This window comes from Methylobacterium sp. Leaf111, assembly GCF_001423285.1.
Taxonomy (GTDB): Bacteria; Pseudomonadota; Alphaproteobacteria; order Rhizobiales; family Beijerinckiaceae; genus Methylobacterium.
Genome location: NZ_LMNE01000073.1, coordinates 248170 through 266828 on the forward strand (window position 1 = coordinate 248170; position 18659 = coordinate 266828).

At 71.5% G+C, this 18659-nt stretch carries 12 protein-coding genes; 6 read left to right on the top strand and 6 right to left on the bottom strand.

The annotated features are described in order from the left end of the window. Positions 1–6 precede the first annotated feature (6 nt). Positions 7–801, bottom strand: a complete 795-nt coding sequence (locus ASF41_RS22650; RefSeq protein WP_056221942.1) for an invasion associated locus B family protein — start codon at positions 799–801, stop codon at positions 7–9. A 460-nt stretch (positions 802–1261) separates the two neighbouring features. On the opposite strand from ASF41_RS22650, the gene ASF41_RS22655 reads away from it, so the two are divergent. Continuing rightward, complete coding sequence (locus ASF41_RS22655) at positions 1262–2662, top strand: AMP-binding protein (protein ID WP_244479756.1); 1401 nt, start codon at positions 1262–1264, stop codon at positions 2660–2662. A 306-nt stretch (positions 2663–2968) separates the two neighbouring features. Then, complete coding sequence (locus ASF41_RS22660) at positions 2969–3313, top strand: hypothetical protein (RefSeq protein WP_056222214.1); 345 nt, start codon at positions 2969–2971, stop codon at positions 3311–3313. An 84-nt stretch (positions 3314–3397) separates the two neighbouring features. Here the strand turns inward: ASF41_RS22660 and mfd are convergent, their stop codons facing one another. Continuing rightward, positions 3398–6991, bottom strand: a complete 3594-nt coding sequence (mfd, locus tag ASF41_RS22665; protein ID WP_056497324.1) for a transcription-repair coupling factor — start codon at positions 6989–6991, stop codon at positions 3398–3400. A gap of 1096 nt (positions 6992–8087) precedes the next feature. Here mfd and ASF41_RS22670 point away from each other — a divergent pair. Then, positions 8088–10100 carry a PAS domain-containing protein gene (locus ASF41_RS22670; protein WP_244472569.1) on the top strand — a complete coding sequence of 671 codons (2013 nt, stop codon included), beginning with the start codon at positions 8088–8090 and terminating at the stop codon, positions 10098–10100. Positions 10101–10177: 77 nt separating this feature from the next. Here ASF41_RS22670 and ASF41_RS22675 read toward each other — a convergent pair whose 3' ends face one another. Both ASF41_RS22675 and ASF41_RS22680 read right to left on the bottom strand, forming a co-directional pair. After that, positions 10178–10516 (bottom strand): hypothetical protein, encoded by a 339-nt coding sequence (locus ASF41_RS22675; RefSeq protein WP_056497327.1) that lies wholly within the window; start codon positions 10514–10516, stop codon positions 10178–10180. 380 nt (positions 10517–10896) lie between these two features. After that, complete coding sequence (locus tag ASF41_RS22680) at positions 10897–11190, bottom strand: succinate dehydrogenase assembly factor 2 (RefSeq protein WP_056221932.1); 294 nt, start codon at positions 11188–11190, stop codon at positions 10897–10899. A 236-nt stretch (positions 11191–11426) separates the two neighbouring features. Between ASF41_RS22680 and recG the strand changes: the two genes are divergently transcribed. After that, positions 11427–13574, top strand: coding sequence for an ATP-dependent DNA helicase RecG (gene recG / locus ASF41_RS22685; protein ID WP_056221929.1), 2148 nt, complete (start codon positions 11427–11429; stop codon positions 13572–13574). 100 nt (positions 13575–13674) lie between these two features. Here recG and ASF41_RS22690 read toward each other — a convergent pair whose 3' ends face one another. Then, a complete protein-coding gene (locus ASF41_RS22690; protein ID WP_056497330.1) occupies positions 13675–14427 on the bottom strand; it encodes a DUF502 domain-containing protein in 753 nt (250 codons plus the stop codon). A 208-nt stretch (positions 14428–14635) separates the two neighbouring features. Here ASF41_RS22690 and ASF41_RS22695 point away from each other — a divergent pair, with 208 nt between their 5' ends. After that, entirely contained in the window at positions 14636–14899 is a 264-nt protein-coding gene (locus tag ASF41_RS22695; RefSeq protein WP_056221917.1) for a hypothetical protein, read from the top strand. Positions 14900–15059: 160 nt separating this feature from the next. On the opposite strand, the gene ASF41_RS22700 is transcribed toward ASF41_RS22695, so the two are convergent. After that, on the bottom strand, positions 15060–15806 hold the full coding sequence (locus ASF41_RS22700; RefSeq protein ID WP_056221913.1) for a Crp/Fnr family transcriptional regulator: 747 nt from the start codon (positions 15804–15806) through the stop codon (positions 15060–15062). A 564-nt stretch (positions 15807–16370) separates the two neighbouring features. Between ASF41_RS22700 and ASF41_RS22705 the strand changes: the two genes are divergently transcribed. Beyond that, the gene (locus ASF41_RS22705; RefSeq protein WP_244472581.1) at positions 16371–18635 is read left to right on the top strand and encodes a TonB-dependent siderophore receptor; all 2265 of its coding nucleotides are present in this window, start codon (positions 16371–16373) and stop codon (positions 18633–18635) included. Positions 18636–18659 lie beyond the last annotated feature (24 nt).

Below are 18659 nucleotides of genomic sequence, written 5' to 3' on the forward strand. Positions count from 1 at the left end.
CGATCCTCAGGGCTTCGGCGCGGCGGCCGGCGCACCGGCGGCCGGTGCAGCGCCGGCGGCGTTCTGCTGCTCGAGCTTCTTGCGCATGTCCTCGCTGCGCTTCTCGAGTTCCGCCTGCAGCTTCTTCTGCTGCTCCTCCAGCACCTTCGGATCGATGGCCGGGCCGTCGAAGGCCTTGCCGAAGCCGGTGATCGGCACCGCGAAGGTGACCTCGCGCTGGGTCTGGTTCTGGACGCTGACGTTGAGGGTGGTGCCCTTCTTCATCGCGGCGACGAGCTCGGGGCCGACATTGCCGGCCTCGGCGAAGCAGCCGTTGGGGAAGCACACGGCGAACTTGCCGGCGGTGCCCTGCTGGCCGTCGATGGTGAAGCGGATGCCCGGCTGCAGCAGCAGGCCGAGGGGCAGCAGGTAGCGGATCACCCGCACTTCCTGCTTCTGGGCGGCGTTCTTCATCTCGTAGACGGCGACTGCGAGCACGGGCTGGCCCTGGTCGGAGACGAAGTCGCGGGTGGTGTAGCAGACGTCGGTGCCGCTGGCCTGGTCCTTGCCGCAGACCTTGGTCCATTCCGTCTGGGCCGGATCGGACTTCACGTTGACGATCTGCGGGCCCGTCTGGGCCGCCCCGGTGGGAGCGGCGGCCGGGGGCGCCGTCGGCGCGGGGGCGGTCGGGGCCGGCGCGGCCTTGCCCTTGGCTCCCTGCGCGAGAGCCGGTCCGGCAACCCCCGCCATTCCGGTAAGGCCCGCCAGGGCGAGGAACGCGGCGACGCGCAGCGGGCGCGCGGGACGGTTGGCGAAGAACATCAGCTCTGACCCCTTAAGATACGGCGTAACGGATTCGGCTCGCGGGATGCGCCTCGAAGCTGGGGCGCGGATTCGCATCGAACGGTTCGGACTTCAAGGGCGCTTCGGGCGTTCGGACGTCCGTTCGGCCCCTGCCCGGCGCATACATCGCACCAGGCCCGCCGGACGGGCACCCTTCGACCGAGATCGCTTCGAAGCCGACATCCCCCTGGGCCGAGATCATGACTGGACCGGGATCGCAGCGGTGCAGCGGATGAGAGCCTCCGCCACCGCGCGGCAACCCGCGGACCGCGCCCTCGACGGCGCAGTCCCGTCCCGACGACAGGGCGGCCTGCTTTCCCCCCGAATGCGGCGAAGACATGACACCACGGCCGTGGCCGGGGGGGCTGCGGCGGCTCCGGGGTTAAGGCGAGCTTAACCCTAAGCCTTCATGAACGAAGGGTCGCGGGAGTCAGCGTACGTGCCGGCGCAGCAAGCAGCCCAGTTCCAAGCCTCCCATCTCCTGGACTCGGTCCGGGCGGGAATCCCCCTGTCCCAGGCCAGCCGCCGCATGGCCGGCGGGTCCGCACCCGGGCCCGGCCGTCCGGCCCTGGTGGGGTCCGGGGCCACGCCGGGGAGCCCTGCGGGCGCGGGGCCCGACAGCGCGCGGGTTCCACCCCGGGCGCAGCGTCTCTGTACCCTTCTGGCGGGGACGGCCCATGCCCATCCCCATCGCGTCGCCTTCGTCGATCCGCCGCATAAGCCCCTCTGGAGCGGGCGGCCCGCCATCACCTGGACCTACGGGGCGGCGGCCGAGATCGTGGCCCGCCTCGCCAACGGCCTGCGCAGCTGGCGCCTGGCCCCCGGCAGCCGCATCGGCCTCGCCCTCCCGGGCAGCTCCGAGAGCTTCCTCGCCTACCTGGCCGTGGAGGCCGCCGGCCACATCCCCTGCCTGCTGCCGCTGAGCCTCGACGAGGAGGGCCTCCTCGCCGCCGTGCAGCAGGCCGCGCTCCCGGCGGTCATCACCCAGACCCGGTTCGGCCCCCTCGCCCTGGCCGAGCGCCTGTGCCGGGTCGCGGTCCGGTATTTCGGGCTGCGCTACCTCGCCGCCTTCGGCCCGGACGTTCCGGACGGCGTGATCAGCCTCGACGCCATGGCCCTCGACCAGGCGGGCGGCCCCTTCGCCCCCGGGCCCGGCGGCCTCATCAGCTTCGCCGCGGGCGATCCCGCGCATCCGGTCCACCGCAGCGGCGACGCCCTGCTGGCGGCCATCGCCGTGTACCTCGTCACCGCCCGGGTCCAGCCCGGGGACCGCATCCTCAGCCTGGTGCCGCAGAGCGACCTGCGCGGCCTCGTGACCGGCCTCGGGGCGGCCCTCGTGGCGGGCGCCGGCCTCGAGACGCTGCCGGTGTTCGAGGCCCGAAGCTTCGCCGACGCCCTCGACCGGCCGCTGCCGACCCGCCTCGTCGTGCCGGCGGCGCTGGAGCGAAACCTCGCCGCCAGCCGCCTGCCGCGGACGCTGGAGGCCATCGTCCTCGCGCATCGCGCCCCGGGGCGCCTCGGTCCGCGCACCCTCGCCTCCGAGGCCCATCGCCCGATCATCGACGTGGTCGCCTTCGACGAGACCGCCCTCCTGGCCGGTGCCCGGGAGGCCAACGACGTCGCCCTGGCGCTGACCCATCCCGAGCGCGCCCACCTGTTCTCGACCCTCATGGCCCTGCGGCGGGACCCGGACGGGCGCCTCGCCTTCCGGGGCCGGGCCTGCCACGCCGAGCCGCTGCAGCGCGATATCGCGATCCCCGAGACGGTCGATGCCTGGGCGCCCTCGCCCTTCGCCGCGGGCATCGAGGACGACCGCACCCTCGCCATCCGGCGGGCCTGAACCGCCCGCCGTCCGGGCTGCCGGCCGGGGGACCGCGGCGCCCTCCGGCGATCGGCCGCGGCGCCCGCCGCCGATCCGCCATTGCGATGCCGAAAGCCGGTTTGCCGATTCGCCGGAACGGGTTGGGCGAAGGCCGCGCGCCCCGTCGCCACCGAATGATGCGCCGCATCGAATCGGTTCATCCGCCGCTCAGGGATCGGGCGGCACGGTCACGTCCGAAACGTGGCCGGCGAACCAACCGCCCCCATGTGTGTTGTCACACGGGTCTCTTTCCAAGGGACGAAGGATGGGCTAGCACTGATGCTCATGGGTGCGCTGCAACAAGTTCTCGTGGTCGACGACGGCCACCGTGCGATCGATCATTCGCTCGCCGCCGAGCTCGCGGAGCTCGGCTATGCCAGCGTCACCGCCTCCCTCGAGGCGGCGCATGACGTGCTCGCGGTCATCGCGCGCCCGGCCGCCATCCTGCTCCAGGCCTCGTCCCGGCGCGATCCGGCCTATGCCCAGCTCTCCGAGCGCCTGCGCGAGCAGATGCGCCAGGCCGGCATCCCGGTGATCGTCGTCGACGAGACGATGGGCCGCCGGTCCGGCACCTGCATCGACCTGCAGAGCCAGATCGGCCCCTACGTGCTGAACCAGCCGGACCTCTGAGAGACTGGTCGAAGAGACCGTCCCAACCTCTTCTGTTCCATGCGAAAAGGGCGTGCCGGCGGCGCGCCCTTTTCGCGTTCCGGCTCAGGCCGCCTTCTTGCGGCGGGCGATGGTCGACAGGCTGCGCAGGATCGTGGTCGTCACCTTGAGGCGCTCCGGGATCGTGTCGAGCTCGCGGATGAAGACGATGCTCATGTCCGGCCGCACCTTGGCGAAGGAGGCCTGCTCGGCGACGTAGGCCACGAGCCCCTGCGGGTTGGCGAAGGCCTTGTCGCGGAAGTGGACGACGACGCCCTTCGGGCCGGCCTCGACCTTCTCCACGTTGGTGTCGCGGCACAGGATCTTGATGGTGACGATCTTGAGGAGCTGCTCCACCTCCGGCGGCAGGGGTCCGAAGCGGTCGATCAGCTCGGCGCCGAAGCTCTCCATCTCGGCGTCGTTCTCCAGGGTCGAGAGCCGGCGGTAGAGCCCGAGGCGGACGGTGAGGTCCTCAACGTAGTCCTCCGGGATCGTGACCGGCGCGCCGAGCGCGATGGTGGGCGACCAGGCCTCCTCCACCGGCTCGTCGATGCCGGCCTTGAGGGCGGTGACGGCGTCCTCCAGCATCTGCTGGTAGAGCTCGTAGCCCACCTCCTTGATGTGGCCCGACTGGGCGTCGCCGAGGAGGTTGCCGGCGCCGCGGATGTCGAGGTCGTGGCTCGCGAGCTGGAAGCCCGCGCCCAGGGTGTCGAGGGTCTGGAGCACCTTCAGGCGCTTCTCCGCCTGGACCGTGAGGGTGCGGTTGGCCGGGGTGGTGAACAGCGCGTAGGCCCGGGCCTTGGCGCGTCCGACGCGGCCGCGCAGCTGGTAGAGCTGGGCGAGGCCGAACATGTCGGCCCGGTGCACGATCAGGGTGTTGGCGGTGGGGATGTCGAGGCCGGATTCGACGATGGTGGTCGACAGCAGCACGTCGAACTTGCCCTCGTAGAAGGCCGTCATCACGTCCTCGAGCTGGCCCGCCGCCATCTGGCCGTGGGCCACCGCCACCGTGGTCTCGGGCATCTCCTGGTCGAGGAAGCGCTTGACCTCGGCCAGATCCTCGATGCGCGGCACCACGTAGAACGACTGGCCGCCGCGGTAGCGCTCGCGCAGCAGGGCCTCGCGGATCAGGAGCGGATCGAACGGAGTCACGAAGGTGCGCACCGCCAGGCGGTCCACCGGCGGCGTCGCGATGATCGAGAGCTCGCGAACCCCCGTCATGGCGAGCTGCAGGGTGCGGGGGATGGGCGTCGCCGACAGGGTGAGCACGTGCACGTCGGCCTGGAGCGCCTTGAGGCGCTCCTTGTGGGCCACGCCGAAATGCTGCTCCTCGTCGACGATGATGAGGCCGAGATCCTTGAAGGCCACGGCCTTGGCCAGCAGCGCGTGGGTGCCGACGACGATGTCGACGGTGCCGGCGGCGAGCCCGTCGCGCACCCGCTTCATCTCCGTGTTGGAGACGAAGCGCGACATCTGGGCGACCTCCACGGGCAGACCCTTGAAGCGCTCGCTGAACGTCCGGTAGTGCTGGCGCGCCAGCAGCGTGGTGGGCACCACCACCGCCACCTGCTTGCCCCCCATGGCCCCCGCGAAGGCGGCGCGGAGCGCCACCTCGGTCTTGCCGAAGCCGACGTCGCCGCAGACGAGGCGGTCCATCGGCCGGCCCGCATTGAGGTCGGTGAGCACCGCGTCGATGGCGTTGGCCTGGTCCTCGGTCTCGTCGAAGGCGAAGCGGGCGGCGAACTCGTCGGTGAGCCCCTCCGGCGCGTGCAGGCGCGGGGCCTGCCGCACGAAGCGCTCGGCCGCGACCCGGATGAGCTGGCCGGCCATCTCCAGGATGCGCTTCTTCATCTTGGCCTTGCGGGCCTGCCAGGCGCCGCCGCCGAGACGGTCGAGGGCGATCTCGGCATCCTCCGAGCCGTAGCGCGTCAGGAGCTCGATGTTCTCTACCGGCAGCAGCAGCAGGCCGCCGGCATACTGGATCTCCAGGCAATCGTGCGGCGCCCCCGCGGCCGTCACGGTCTTGAGGCCGACGAAGCGGCCGATGCCGTGGTCGGCATGGACCACGAGGTCGCCGGGCTGGAGGGCCTGCACCTCCAGGATGATGTCCTGCGGGCGCTTGGCCTTGCGCTTCTGGCGCACCAGCCGGTCGCCGAGGATGTCGCCCTCCGAGATCACCGCGAGGCGGTCGACGACGAAGCCGGAGTCCAGGCCCCAGACCGCGACGGCGACGTCGGTGCCGCGCTTCAGGGCGTTCACCGCCGCGAGGGTGTTGATGGCCACGGGCTTCTTCAGGCCGTGGTCGGCCAGCACCGAGCAGAGCCGGTCGCGCGAGCCGTCGGACCAGGAGCCCAGGATGACGTGATGCCCGGACCCTTGCAGGTCCTTCACGTGGGCGACGGCCGCGTCGAACACGCTGGCGGCCTCCTCGGCGCGCTCGGCCGCGAAGGTGCGGCCCTGGCGGCCCTCGCAGTCGATGGTCGCCCGGTCCGGGCTCTCCGGCATCGAGAAGGGCGAGAGCCGGGCGATCGCCGCCGCCGCGACCCGGTCGCGCCACTCGTTGGGGGTGAGGTAGAGGGCGGAGGGCTTCAGGGGCTTGTAGGGCGCGACCCCGGGGGACGGCGCCTTCATTGCCTCGGCGCGGGCGTCGTAATAGTCGCGGATCAGGGTGAGGCGCTCGTGCGCCGCCTCGTCCACCTGGGCGTCGAACACCATCGGCACGCCGGCCACGTAGTCGAACAGCGTGTCGAGGTGGTCGTAGAACAGCGGCATCCAGTGCTCGAGGCCGGCATAGCGCCGGCCCTCGCTGATGGTCTCGTAGAGCCGGTCGTCGCGGGTGGCGGCCCCGAAATTCGAGAGGTAGCCCTGGCGGAAGCGCCGGATCGTCTCGGTGGTGAGCTGCACCTCGCTCATCGGCACGAGGTCGAGGGAGCGCAGCTGCCCGACGGTGCGCTGGGTCTCAGGGTCGAAGGCGCGGATCGATTCCAGGGTGTCGCCGAAGAAGTCGAGGCGGATCGGGTTGGGCAGACCCGGCGGCGACAGGTCGAGGATGCCGCCGCGCACCGCGTACTCGCCGGTGTCCCGCACGGTGCCCGTGCGCAGGAACCCGTTGGCCTCGACCCAGGCCGTCACCGTGTCCATCGGCACCACGTTGCCGATGGCGGCCGAGAACGTCTCGACCGCGATCTTCTCTCGGGGCGGCACCCGCTGAATCAAAGCGTTGACGGTGGTGCAGAGGATGCGGGGCTGTTCCTCCGAGGAGCGCGAGCGGGCGAGGCGCGACAGGGCCGTCATGCGCTGGGCCGCGATGGCGCCGTTGGGCGAGACCCGGTCGTAGGGCTGGCAGTCCCAGGCCGGCACGCTCAGCACCTCGATCTCGGGGGCGACGAACTTCAGGGCGCTGACGAAGGCGGCCGAGCGCCCCGAATCGCGGGCGACATGCACCAGCACCGCCGGCCCCTCGACGTCGCGGCTGAGGGCCCGGGCGAGATCCGCCACGACCACCGCGTCGAACCCCTCCGGCACGTTGGCGAGCGTCGGGCTGTCGCCGCGCTTCAGCGCCTCCAGGGCGCGGGCCAGCGCCCCGGATTTCGGCAGGGCGAAGCGCGCCGTCTGGGGTCTTGCCGCGGGCGCGGGGGCTTTGGGTTGAGGTTTTGCCATCGGGTCGGGGTTCTGAACTCGTGCTGGGCCGGGCGGAAGCGCCTGTTCTTCCGTCCGCCATCCTGTCTCGGAAGGACCGCCTCGGCGGCCTCGAAAGGACGTTTCGTTCCCCCCCGGGGGCGGACCGGCGGGACGGACGCGCAAGGGGACGGGACCGTATGTATCCCTGAGCCCGGTCCTTACCAGACCCGCCCCCCGCCGTAACCGGCGTTAACCTACCCCGCCGCGTTGATCCAGCGCAGCGGCCCGCGGACCTCGACCGGCGGCGGGTTCCCCCTCCCCACGCGGCTTCACCCCCGCGCGCGGTTCCGCGCCGGAGGCATGGCCCAGATGTCGACGCGCGGACGGGGACGCGGCGGAACCCTGTGTTGCGCTTGGAATGTTGCCGGTTCCCCGGCGTCCCTCGGCTCCGGCGTCGCCGCCGGGGCCGTTGGCGTCGCGGTGTCTCCGACGGGGCTCGCGCTGGCGCTAAGTTCGGCGGGTTCTGGGGAGACCCCGCACGCTTCGGAGCGAGCCTTCGTCGCACGCCGCCTCGTCATGGGCGGCGCCGCAGCGTCTTCCCGCTGGCCCAGCGACGGGTCGGACGGCGGGGGCATTTCCTCCCCCGGCGCGCCGCCCTGTGCCGAGCCGGCGGTCATAGCGAGCCGTCGCCCGGGGCGGCAGCGACCGAAGCCACCGACGCGGGCACCGCCCCGCCGCCCCCAGCCCGTCCGGTCGGTCTCCGGTCGGGCTCCCGATTCGTACGGGCGGCAGGTCGGGAGATAGGGGCACGAATTAGGAATATTGTCAAGACCTTTCGCGGTCCGCCCCGCGTCGGGCCCGCCCGCCCGGTGGATCGATGCTTGGCAGATCGATGCTTGGCAGATCGGCGTTTGGGAAGCCCGTCGGGCGGGGCTGCGCGGCGGCCCGGGCCGGTTCCTTACCCGGTCAGGCAAGGCGCCCTGTGCTGCCCAGCAACAACATTGTTTAACCTCATCGATGAATGTCGAGATCGCGACTCCGTGAAGCGCATCGCGTCAAAGATTGAAGGTGTTCGAGTCCTCGACTTTAAGATGTTTCGGGTTTGCTTAATCAGACTCTCGTAGGACGGGTGCGGATGCGGGCTGCGCATCGTGGGGGGCCCTCCGTGCCGTTCTTCGACACCGATCTGCGCGCGCTGATGGCCGCCATCGACAGGTCCCGGGCCCGCATCGAGTTCACCCCCGACGGCACGGTGCTCACCGCCAACGACCTTTTCCTCGACCTGATGGGCTACACCCTCGCCGAGGTGACGGGAGAGCCCCACGGGCGCTTCGTCTCCCCCGAAGAGCGGGCCAGCGAAGCCTATCGCGCGTTCTGGGACGCCCTGCGCCGCGGCGAGCCGCAGACGCGCGCGTTCAAGCGCTTCGCGAAGGATGGCCGGGCGGTCTGGATCCAGGCCACCTACAACCCGGTCCGCGATCGCGCCGGGCGCGTGACCCGGGTGGTCAAGCTCGCCACCGACGTCACCGCGGAGGTCCTGCGCAGCATCGACCACGACGGGCAGCTCGAGGCCCTGCAGCGCTCCCAGGCCGTCATCGCCTTCGCCCTCGACGGCACGATCCTGGAGGCCAACGCCAATTTCCTGGCCGCGGTGGGCTACACCCGCGACGAGGTCCAGGGGCGCCATCACGGCCTGTTCGTGGATCCGGACGAGCGCGCGGGGGCCGCGTACCGCGCGTTCTGGGCGGATCTCGGCCGCGGCGAGTTCCGCTCGGGCGAGTTCAAGCGCATCGCCAAGGGCGGCCGCGAGATCTGGATCCAGGCCACCTACAACCCGATCCGGGACCGGGACGGGGTGCCGGTCAAGGTGGTCAAGTTCGCCACCGACATCACCGCGCAGAAGCTGCAGGTCGCGGACGCGATGGCGCAGCTGGCGGCGGTCAACCGCTCGCAGGCGGTGATCGAGTTCGCCCCCGACGCGACGGTCCTCGACGCCAATGCCAACTTCCTGACGGCGCTCGGCTACGGGATCGAGGAGATCCGGGGCCGGCCGCACGCCCTGTTCGTCGAGCCCGGCTACGCGCAGACGGCCGAGTATGCCGCCTTCTGGGACCGCCTGCGCGCCGGCCGCTTCGCGTCGGGCATGTTCCAGCGCTTCGGCAAGGGCGGCCGGCCCGTCTGGATCCAGGCCAGCTACAACCCGATCTTCGATCCCGCCGGCCGCCTGACCAAGATCGTCAAGTACGCCACCGACGTCACCGCCAACATGGAGGCGCGCTCCGTCGCGGTCGAGACCGCCGAGCGCACCCTCGACAACGTCCAGGCGGTCACCGATGCGGCCGACGTCATGAACGCCTCCGCGCGGGAGATCTCCCGCAGCATGGCCCAGTCCAAGACCGTCGTGGACGACATCCACGGCCGGGCCGGGGAGGCGGATGCCGCCACCGAGCGGCTCCGCGGCGCGGCCCAGGCGATGAGCGGCGTCGCCACGATGATCACGGACATCGCCCAGCAGATCAATCTCCTGGCCCTCAACGCGACGATCGAGGCGGCCCGGGCCGGCGAGGCCGGGCGCGGCTTCGCGGTGGTGGCGACCGAGGTGAAGACCCTGGCCGGCCAGGCCGCCGCCGCCACGAACCGGATCAGCAGCGAGATCGCCGGCATGCAGGCGGTCTCCAGCGAGGTCGCCACCACCCTGGCGACGATCACGGCGGCGGTCGGCACGATCAGCCGGCATGTCGACGGCGTCACCGCCGCGATGGATGAGCAGGCGCAGGCCACGGGCGCGATCCTGGCCAGCATGCAGCAGGCGGCCGACGGGGTGTCGCGCATCAGCACGGGCCTGGACGACTGGACCATCGGGATGGAGGAGCGGCGCACCGAGCGACGGACGCGCGTCCTCCTGCGCGCCGCGATCCGCCTGCCCGGCGGCGCGCGCCTCGCCTGCACCATCCGTGACCTGACGCAGGGCGGGGCGCGGCTGCATCTGGGCCAGCCCGCCCAGGTGCCGGATCGGTTCGCGGTCGTCGTCGAGGCGGATGGACGCGAGTTCGACTGCGCCGTGCGGCATCGGTCCGGCGCCAGCCTGAACGTGCAGTTCCTGTCCTCGGCCGACGGACGATCGGCGGCGCACGCCCACGGTCGGTGACCGAATCTCCCCGGGACGGGACCCTGCCGGTGCGGATCGGGCGACGAAGTCCGCTCGATCCACGCCCGCCGGCGGCCTCAGTCCACGTGGACGGCCAGCTTCATCTTCGGGTGGACGCCGCACAGGACGAGGAAGTCGCCCCGGTGCGGGAACACCATCGTGGTGCGGCTGCCGGGGGCCTGGTCGCCGAAGTCGCGGCGGACGCCGTCCGCCTCGATATAGGCGTGGTGGACGGCCGTCGCCTCGTCGTTGGACAGCACGATGGACCCGCCGGCCTGCAGGGTGACGGCCTGAAAGCCGAATTGTCGGGCTTTCTGGATGACGATGCCGGCGACGTTCGAGGCATGGGCGTAGGCTTGGAGGCCCCCGAAACAACAGGCCAGACCTGTTGCATACGCGAAAACGCGCCGCTTCATCAAAGATCCCATCATCCAGGCTCGCCCGATAGTCTACTTTTATGTTCTGCGCCGAACAGTAGATCGTGAAAGTTTCAAAAGCATTTCACCCTTGATCTCGCCGAAAATTTGAACGGGTTTGGTTGATTCGGAGTGGACTATCGCGGTCGTTTTTTGGGTATCGGCGCGAACGTCTGCGGATCTACGGTCTGCCACGATGATCGACGGCAGGAAAAGCACCTCTCGGCCGGCGCTCTTCTTGTGTTTTCAGCTCCGACGCTGACCGTCCGGGTCGGCCTCGACCGATCGACGGTCTTCCCACGACCCCGGCGCCGATGCCGGGGCCGGCGAACCCGATGCTCGGGAATCCGGGGGCGGGGACGGGTCGCGCGCGCCGATCCCTAGTGGATCGGCGCGTCGTGCCTGTGGAAGGCCTTGAGGCGGCGATAGACCGGGGTGTCGTAGTTCGCGGGCGTCGCGTCCTCGCCGGTGAGCCAGCGGAACAGGTCGCGGTCGGGCACCTCGATCAGGGCCTCGAAGGTGGTGAGCTCCTCCTCCGTGAGGGTGCCGATCTCGGCATCGGCGAAGCGGCCCATGATCAGGTCCATCTCGCGGATGCCCCGGTGCCAGGCGCGGAAGAGGGTGCGGCGGCGGCGCGGATCGAGGTCGGCGCTGGTGCGGGTGGTGCCGGACATGCGGTCAGCCTGTGATGCGGGGATCCCGGAATGCTGTGATCCTTGGATCGGGGGATCCTTCGGATCGTGGCAGCCCCGGCCCGGCCCCGGTGCGTCATCCGTCGCGGGACCAAGCCTTCCAGGCGGTATATAGAGTCAGCGGCCCGCGCCGCCATCCCGCCCGGGCCGTCCGGTTCCGCCCGGGTCCTGCCCCCTCCTCCGGATTCCCATCCGCCCGTTTCCCGCCCCCGAGCCGCATGACCGAGCCTGCGTCCCGCCAGCCCCTGCTCCGCCCGAGCGTCCTCGATGCCCTCTTCGCGCCCGCGCGCGGCCTTCCCGGCATCGGGCCCAAGATGGCGCCGATGATCGAGCGGCTGCTCGGCACTCCCGAGCAGCCGGCCCGGATCGTCGACCTCCTGTTCCACCTGCCGCAGGGCGGCGTCGCCCGGCGCCTGATGGGCTCCATCGCCGAGGCGCCCCCCGGCGAGCCCGTGACCCTCGGCGTCACTGTGACGGGCTACCGGGCGCCCCAGCCCGGGGCGGGCCGGCGGCCGTTCCGGGTGCTGGTGGAGGATGCCACCGGGGACATCACCCTGGTGTTCTTCGGCATGCCCCAGGCCCGGGTCGAGAAGATGCTGCCCCTGGGGAGCCACCGCTACATCACGGGGCGCATCGACCTCTGGGACGGGCACCGCCAGATGGTCCATCCCGCGCGCATCGTCGACGAGGCGGGGCTCGCCGCCCTGCCCACCGTCGAGCCGATCTACGGCGCCACCGAGGGGCTGACCTCCCGGGCGATCTCGAAGCTGGCCCATGCCGCCCTGGAGCGCCTGCCGGTGCTGCCCGAGTGGCAGGACCCGGCCTGGATCGCCCGCGAGGGGCTGCCGGCCTTCGCCGACGCCCTGCGGGCCGAGCACCGGCCGGAGGTGGCCCCGCCCCCCGTGCCCGAGGGCGGCGGCGCGGCTCCCCGCTCCCCGGCCCGGCGGCGCCTGGCCTACGACGAGCTCCTGGCCTCGCAGCTGGCCCTCGCCCTGATGCGGGCCCGCAACCGCCGGGCGCCCGGCCGGGCCAATGCGGGAGACGGGCGTTTGAGCGGCCGGATCGAGGCCGCCCTGCCCTTCGGGCTGACGGGGGCGCAGAGCCGCGCCGTGGCCGAGATCCGCGCCGATCTCGCCTCCGACCGGCGCATGCTGCGCCTGCTCCAGGGCGATGTCGGCTCCGGCAAGACCGCGGTGGCGCTCCTCGCCATGGCCTCGGCCGTGGAGGCCGGGCGCCAGGCCGCCCTGATGGCCCCCACCGAGATCCTGGCGCGCCAGCACTTCGAGCGCCTCGCCCCCCTGGCCGCGCCCCTGCGCCTGCGCCTCCTCACCGGGCGCGACAGGGCCTCCGAGCGCCGGGCCACCCTTGCGGCCCTGGCGGCCGGCGCGGTCGACATCGTCGTCGGCACCCACGCGCTGTTCCAGGACAGCGTGGTCTTCGCCGATCTCGGCGTGGCCGTGGTGGACGAGCAGCACCGCTTCGGCGTGCACCAGCGCCTGGCTCTGGGCGCCAAGGGCGCGGCGGTCGACATCCTGGTGATGACGGCGACCCCCATCCCCCGGACCCTGGCGCTGACCTGCTTCGGCGACATGGACGTCTCGGTGCTCGACGAGAAGCCCGCCGGGCGCCAGCCCATCGCCACCCGCCTCGTCTCCACCGACCGCCTCGACGAGGTGGTGGCGGGCTTGGGGCGGGCGCTCGCCGCCGGCGACCGGGTCTACTGGATCTGCCCCCTGGTGGCGGAATCCGAGTTCGTCGACCTCGCCGCGGCCGAGGAGCGCTTCGGGGACCTGCGCCACAGCTTCGGCGACGCGGTCGGGCTGATCCACGGCAAGATGCCGGGGCCCGACAAGGACGCCGCCATGGAGCGCTTCCAGCGGGGCGAGACGAAGATCCTCGTCTCCACCACGGTGGTGGAGGTCGGCGTCGACGTGCCGGAAGCCAGCATCATGGTCATCGAGCATGCCGAGCGCTTCGGGCTGGCCCAGCTCCACCAGCTCCGCGGCCGGGTCGGGCGCGGCGCGCGCGCCTCCACCTGCCTGCTGCTCTATCGCGGACCGCTGGGCCAGGTCTCGCGGGCGCGCCTCGAGATGATGCGCGAGACCGAGGACGGCTTCCGCATCGCGGAAGAAGACCTGCGCCTGCGCGGCGAGGGCGAGGTGCTGGGCACCCGCCAATCGGGGATGGCCGCCTTCCGCCTGGCCAGCCTGGAGACCGACGCCGAACTGCTCCAGGTGGCCCGCGACGACGCGCAGCTCGTGGTCCAGCGCGACCCCGGCCTGACGAGCGCGCGGGGCCAGGCGCTCCGGGTGCTGCTCTACCTGTTCGAGCGCGACGCGGCGATCCGCCTGCTCGGGGCGGGCTGAGGGGACGCGCCGACGCGGGCCTCGCCGCGGCGCATCGCCGAGGAGGATCGGTTGCCGACGGCACCCGGCCGCAGGCTCCGACGACGCCACGGTCTCGGCTTCAGGCGTCGACCTTCGGGGGCTCGCCATGGGCGGCCCGCAGGCTCGCCGCCAGGGCCTGGAATTTCGCAGGGTGGTCGTCGGGCTGGATCACGCCGGCCGACATCACCAGCTTGGCCGCGTCGTCCACGCTCATGGCGATCTCCACGATGTCGGTCCGCGGCAGGTAGAAGAAGAACCCGGTGGTGGGGTTGGGGGCGCAGGGCAGGAACACGCCGACATGGTCGCCCCCCGGCGCCAGGGCGTTCTGCACGTCCGGGGCGGCCGGCGCGGACAGGAATACCACCGACCAGGTGCCCTTCACGGGGAATTCCACGAGGCCGACGGTGCGGAACGAGGTGCCGTTGGCGGAGAACAGCGTCTCGAAGATCTGGCGCAGGCCCTTGTAGAGCCCGGAGATCACCGGCGTGCGGGCGAGCAGCACCTCGCCGAACTCGACCACGCTGCGCCCCACCAGGTTGGCGGTGAGGAAGCCCAGCAGGGTCACCGCCACGAAGGCGATGAGGAGGCCGAGGCCCGGGATCGAGAACGGCAGGTAATGGTCGGGCAGGTAGCTCGCCGGCACCAGGGGCTTCACCCAGCCGTCGATGAGGCTGATGAACCACCAGGTCAGGTAGATCGTGATGGCGAGCGGCCCCGACACGATGATGCCGGTGAGGAAATAGGTCCGCAGGCGGCCCCGCGCGCTCACCCGCGGGCGGGCGCCGGCCTCGGGCTCGGATGGGGGAAGCGGGGGGGACAGGGTGGGTGCCACGGATGCACTTTCGGCCGGGGGGACGGCGTCTCGGAGCGCCCTGCGCGGAACGCCCCTGCCCCGCGCGGCGTGCGGAGCCGGGGTTCCGGCAAGCTTGGCCCCCGTCCCAAGAGGTAGCCCCTGCGCTCCCGCGGCTCAAGACCGCGTCCGCGCCCCGTGCGACGGGTCGCGTTGCGGCCCCGCCCCCCGGGGGCCTATGGAAGAGCGCATGACCGAGAAGCTGACGATTCGCGCCCTGTGCGACCTGGGCCTCATTCCCGCGACCGAGGTGACGGCGGCCGTGAACGCCTACATGGCCGACCCGATGGCGCCGCCCTTCGTGTTCGGGGCGGGCTACCGGCTGAACCTCGGCAAGGCCATCCGCCGCCATCCCGGGGCCAACGACTTCGTCCTGCGCAGCGGCGCCGGCCCGCAGCTGAAGCGCCCCTTCGTCGAGGCCGCGATCTGGGAGGCCCGGCCCGACCGGGGCTGAGCCGAGCCGCGCGCGTTCTCGGCCGCGAACGTTCTCAGCCGCCCAGGATGGTGGCGAGGACCTGCCGGGCGCGCGCCCGGTCGGCGCGGGCCGGGGCGGCCTCCGCTCCGCCGCCCCTGGCGGGGATTGGCCCCTGGCGGGGATTGGCCCCCGGCGGGGATCAGGCCCCGCCGATCAGCCGGGCGTACTCGGCCTCGGCGGTGCCGTAGCTTCCGTCGGCCAGGGCCCGCAGCGCCGGGCGGTCGAGGATGGTGATGCGCCCGCGCCGCGCCCGGATCAGGTTCTGGCCCTCGAGGTTCTGCACCGCGAGGGTCGTCCCGGAGCGCCGCACCCCCAGCATCAGGGCCAGGAACGCGTGCGTGATGGCGATGTCGTCGCCGTCGATCCGGTCGTGGCACATCAGCAGGCAGGCGGCCAGGCGCACCTCCAGGGTGAAGGTGGCGTTGGCGAAGGCGGTCTTGCCCAGGTGGACGATCTGCACCTGGACGAAGCGCAGCAGCAGATGGCGCAGGGACGGGCTCTGCCCGACGGCCGCCAGGAGCGCCGGGGCGTCGATGGCGAGCAGGCGGCCGGCGCTCTGCACGAAGGCGTGGTGGGGGGTCCGATCGCTGTCGAGCAGGATCGGCGTGGCGCCCACGAGGCCCTCCCGGCCCACGAGGCCGATCTCGACCCGGCCGGCCGAGGCCTCGGTGACGATCGAGACGAATCCGCTCTCGGGAAAGTACAGCCGCTCGACCGGCTGGTTGGGTCGGATCAGCAGCTGGCGGAGCGCGCCCGCCATCGGCTCCAGGTGCGGCGCGAGCCGCGCGAAATCCTCCGGCCCCATCGCCCGCAGGAGCCGGTTCCGCACCGTGGCCTGCCGGACCGGATCGGGTGGCGAAGACCTCGGCTGTGACGGATCCGGCATGGCGCTCCTCCCAGGACGGCAAGAGCGCGCGCGGTCTCCTGAACCGCCCGCGGCGGGATGCGATCGACGGTTCTGAAATGGAGTTGTGGGCGCGCGTTTCAAGTATCCGTGCGGGTCTGCATGGTCTCTCGGCAGACGTCGGACATCCTGTTTCGGTGCGTGGACCGACGTTCGGGATCTTCCCCGGAGATCCTCGGGGACAAGCCGCTCCCGGCCCGCGCCGCCGGAGCGCGGCCCGTCCGGGGTCCCCGGATCGACGCCCCCTCCGCCGGCTGTGCGCTTTGGGTCGCGGTGCGGGTTTTTTCGCAGAGGGCGGGATTAAGGGTGGTGTCCGCGCGGTCTGCTCATCTCAGTTCCAATCTGGAATAAGTAAAAAACATATCTCTTGCAGATGAATTGGGAATCCTGCCAAGACGTTTTGGTGCTTCCGAAAGTAAGTCAATTCACGTCTGCGGTAGCGCCTTCGTACTCACCCTGGAATGGTCTTTGGCTGTGAACTGCTTTGCGTCGCATGAGCGTGCCCGTCCCGTCGCCAGAGCAGCCCATCGCTGTCTCTTGGTCACGCTGCTGTCCGGCGTTGCTGCGGTCGGGTTCGCGCTCCGGGATGCGCAGGCGCAGAACGCCACCGACGCGGTGACCCTCGACACCCTCTCGGTGGAGGGCGCCGGCGCGGGCCGGAACGCCTCGGGCAGCCAGCCCGGCGGCGCGGTCGGCCCGGTGCCCGGCTACGTCGCCACCCAGAGTCGGGTGGCCACCAAGACCGACACCCCGATCCTGGAGACGGCGCAGTCGATCTCGGTGATCGGCCGCCAGCAGATCGAGGACCAGAACGCGCTCACCATCAACCAGGCCCTGCGCTATTCGCCGAGCGTGACCACCGAGCAGCGGGGCGGCGCCGGCGCCACCCGCCTGGAGCAGTTCTACATCCGCGGCTTCACCGCGCCGCTCTTCCTCGACGGCCTCGCCCTGCCGGGCAGCCGCGACGCCTCGGCGAGCATCGATCCGTTCCGGGTGGAGCGCATCGACGTCATCAAGGGCCCGGCCTCGGTGCTCTACGGGCAGTCGGGCCCCGGCGGCATCGTCAACTTCGTGTCCAAGATGCCGCGCTTCGTCCAGCACGGCGAGATCTTCGTCCAGGGCGGCGGCTTCAGCGAGGTCCGCGGCGGCTTCGACATCGGCGGCCCGATCCCGTCCGCGGCGGGGCCGCTGGCCGACCAGTTCGCGTACCGGGTGATCGGCCTCGGCTGGAAGGGCGACGGCCCGGCGGTAACGACGGAGGTCGAGCGCGTGCTCATCAACCCGAGCGTCACCTGGCGGCCCTCCGCCGACACCTCGCTCACCCTCATCGGCAACTACCAGCGCGATCCGTTCTCGGGCTTCTACGGCGGCTTCCCCGCCGTGGGCACGGTGTTCCCGCGCAACTTCGGCGGCGGCGTCACCGGCCGCCTGCCGGTGGACTTCTACGACGGCGACCGCAACTTCGAGCGCTCGGACCGGACCCAGGCCTCGATCAGCTACATCTTCGACCACGACATCAACGAGGCGCTGCACGTCCACTCGGCGGCGCGCTACCTGCGCACCGAGGGCGATTACCGCAGCGTCTACAGTGCCTTCAGCGAGAATACCGGCCCCTTCAGCAGCGGGCCGCTCATCGACCGCTCGCGCATCGCCACCCGGGTCGGGATCGATGCCTACACCATCGACAACAACCTCGTGGGCAAGTTCGACACCGGCCTCTTCGCGCACACCGCCCTCGTCGGCGTGGACTACCGGAGGTTCGAGACCCGCACCCTGTCGACGGCCTTTCCGGCGGCCCCCAGCCTGAACGTGCTGGCGCCCGACTACGCCATGACCATCCCGACGCCGCCCTTCACCACGGATGCGCGGATCACGTCGGAGCAGACCGGCCTCTACGTCCAGGACCAGATCAAGTTCGACCGCCTCGTCCTCACCCTGGGCGGCCGCTACGACTGGGCCAGCAATTTCGGCCCGACCCGGAGCCTCACGACCAACGTCGTGACCAACCAGGACGTGCCCTCCGAGGCCTTCACCGGCCGGGCGAGCCTGCTCTACCGCTTCGACAACGGCGTCGCGCCCTACGTCTCCTACAGCGAGGCCTTCGAGCCCATCACCGCCGGGCGGATCTTCGACGCGAATTTCGGCTCGGTCGGCCGCATCCCCGATCCGATCACCAGCGACCAGTTCGAGGCCGGCATCAAATACCAGCCGCCCGGCACCGACATCCTGCTCACCGCCGCCGCCTTCGACATCCGCCGCTCGAACGCGACCAACGCCGATCCGGTCAACCGGAACTTCGTGGTGCAGACCGGGGCCGTGGGGGTGCAGGGCCTGGAGTTCGAGGCGCGGGCCAACCTGGCCGAGGGGCTGAACGTCATCGGCGGCGTCTCGGTCATCGACGCCCGCACCGTCTCCGACATCACCACGACCCTCAACCAGGTCACCAACCAGCAGGTGCCGCTCCGGGGCCGGGTCCCGGTCCAGATCCCGGACACCACCGCCTCGCTGTTCGTCGACTACCGCTTCACCAGCGGCCCCCTGCTCGGGCTCGGCCTCGGCGGCGGCGTGCGCTATCTCGGCTCCTCCTGGGGCGACCCGGCCAATTCCTTCAAGGTGCCGGAAAGCGTCCTCGTGGATGCCGTGCTCACCTACGACCTGAAGAACCTCGACGCGACGCTCAACGGCTTCACGATGCAGGTCAACGCCCAGAACCTCCTCGACGAGCGCTATGTCACGGGCTGCTTCAGCTACTCGAGCTGCTTCTACGGCCTGCCCCGTACCGTCTACGCCACCCTGCGCTACCGCTGGTAACGCGTACCCTCGCCAGGCCCGCCC

Coding starts and splice junctions, on each gene's coding strand:
- ASF41_RS22650 (WP_056221942.1), bottom strand. CDS start 801: ATGTTCTTCGCCAACCGTCCCGCGCGCCCGCTGCGCGTCGCCGCGTTC.
- ASF41_RS22660 (WP_056222214.1), top strand. CDS start 2,969: ATGGGTGCGCTGCAACAAGTTCTCGTGGTCGACGACGGCCACCGTGCG.
- ASF41_RS22700 (WP_056221913.1), bottom strand. CDS start 15,806: ATGCCGGATCCGTCACAGCCGAGGTCTTCGCCACCCGATCCGGTCCGG.
- ASF41_RS22675 (WP_056497327.1), bottom strand. CDS start 10,516: ATGAAGCGGCGCGTTTTCGCGTATGCAACAGGTCTGGCCTGTTGTTTC.
- ASF41_RS22695 (WP_056221917.1), top strand. CDS start 14,636: ATGACCGAGAAGCTGACGATTCGCGCCCTGTGCGACCTGGGCCTCATT.
- recG (WP_056221929.1), top strand. CDS start 11,427: ATGACCGAGCCTGCGTCCCGCCAGCCCCTGCTCCGCCCGAGCGTCCTC.
- ASF41_RS22670 (WP_244472569.1), top strand. CDS start 8,088: ATGCGGGCTGCGCATCGTGGGGGGCCCTCCGTGCCGTTCTTCGACACC.
- mfd (WP_056497324.1), bottom strand. CDS start 6,991: ATGGCAAAACCTCAACCCAAAGCCCCCGCGCCCGCGGCAAGACCCCAG.
- ASF41_RS22680 (WP_056221932.1), bottom strand. CDS start 11,190: ATGTCCGGCACCACCCGCACCAGCGCCGACCTCGATCCGCGCCGCCGC.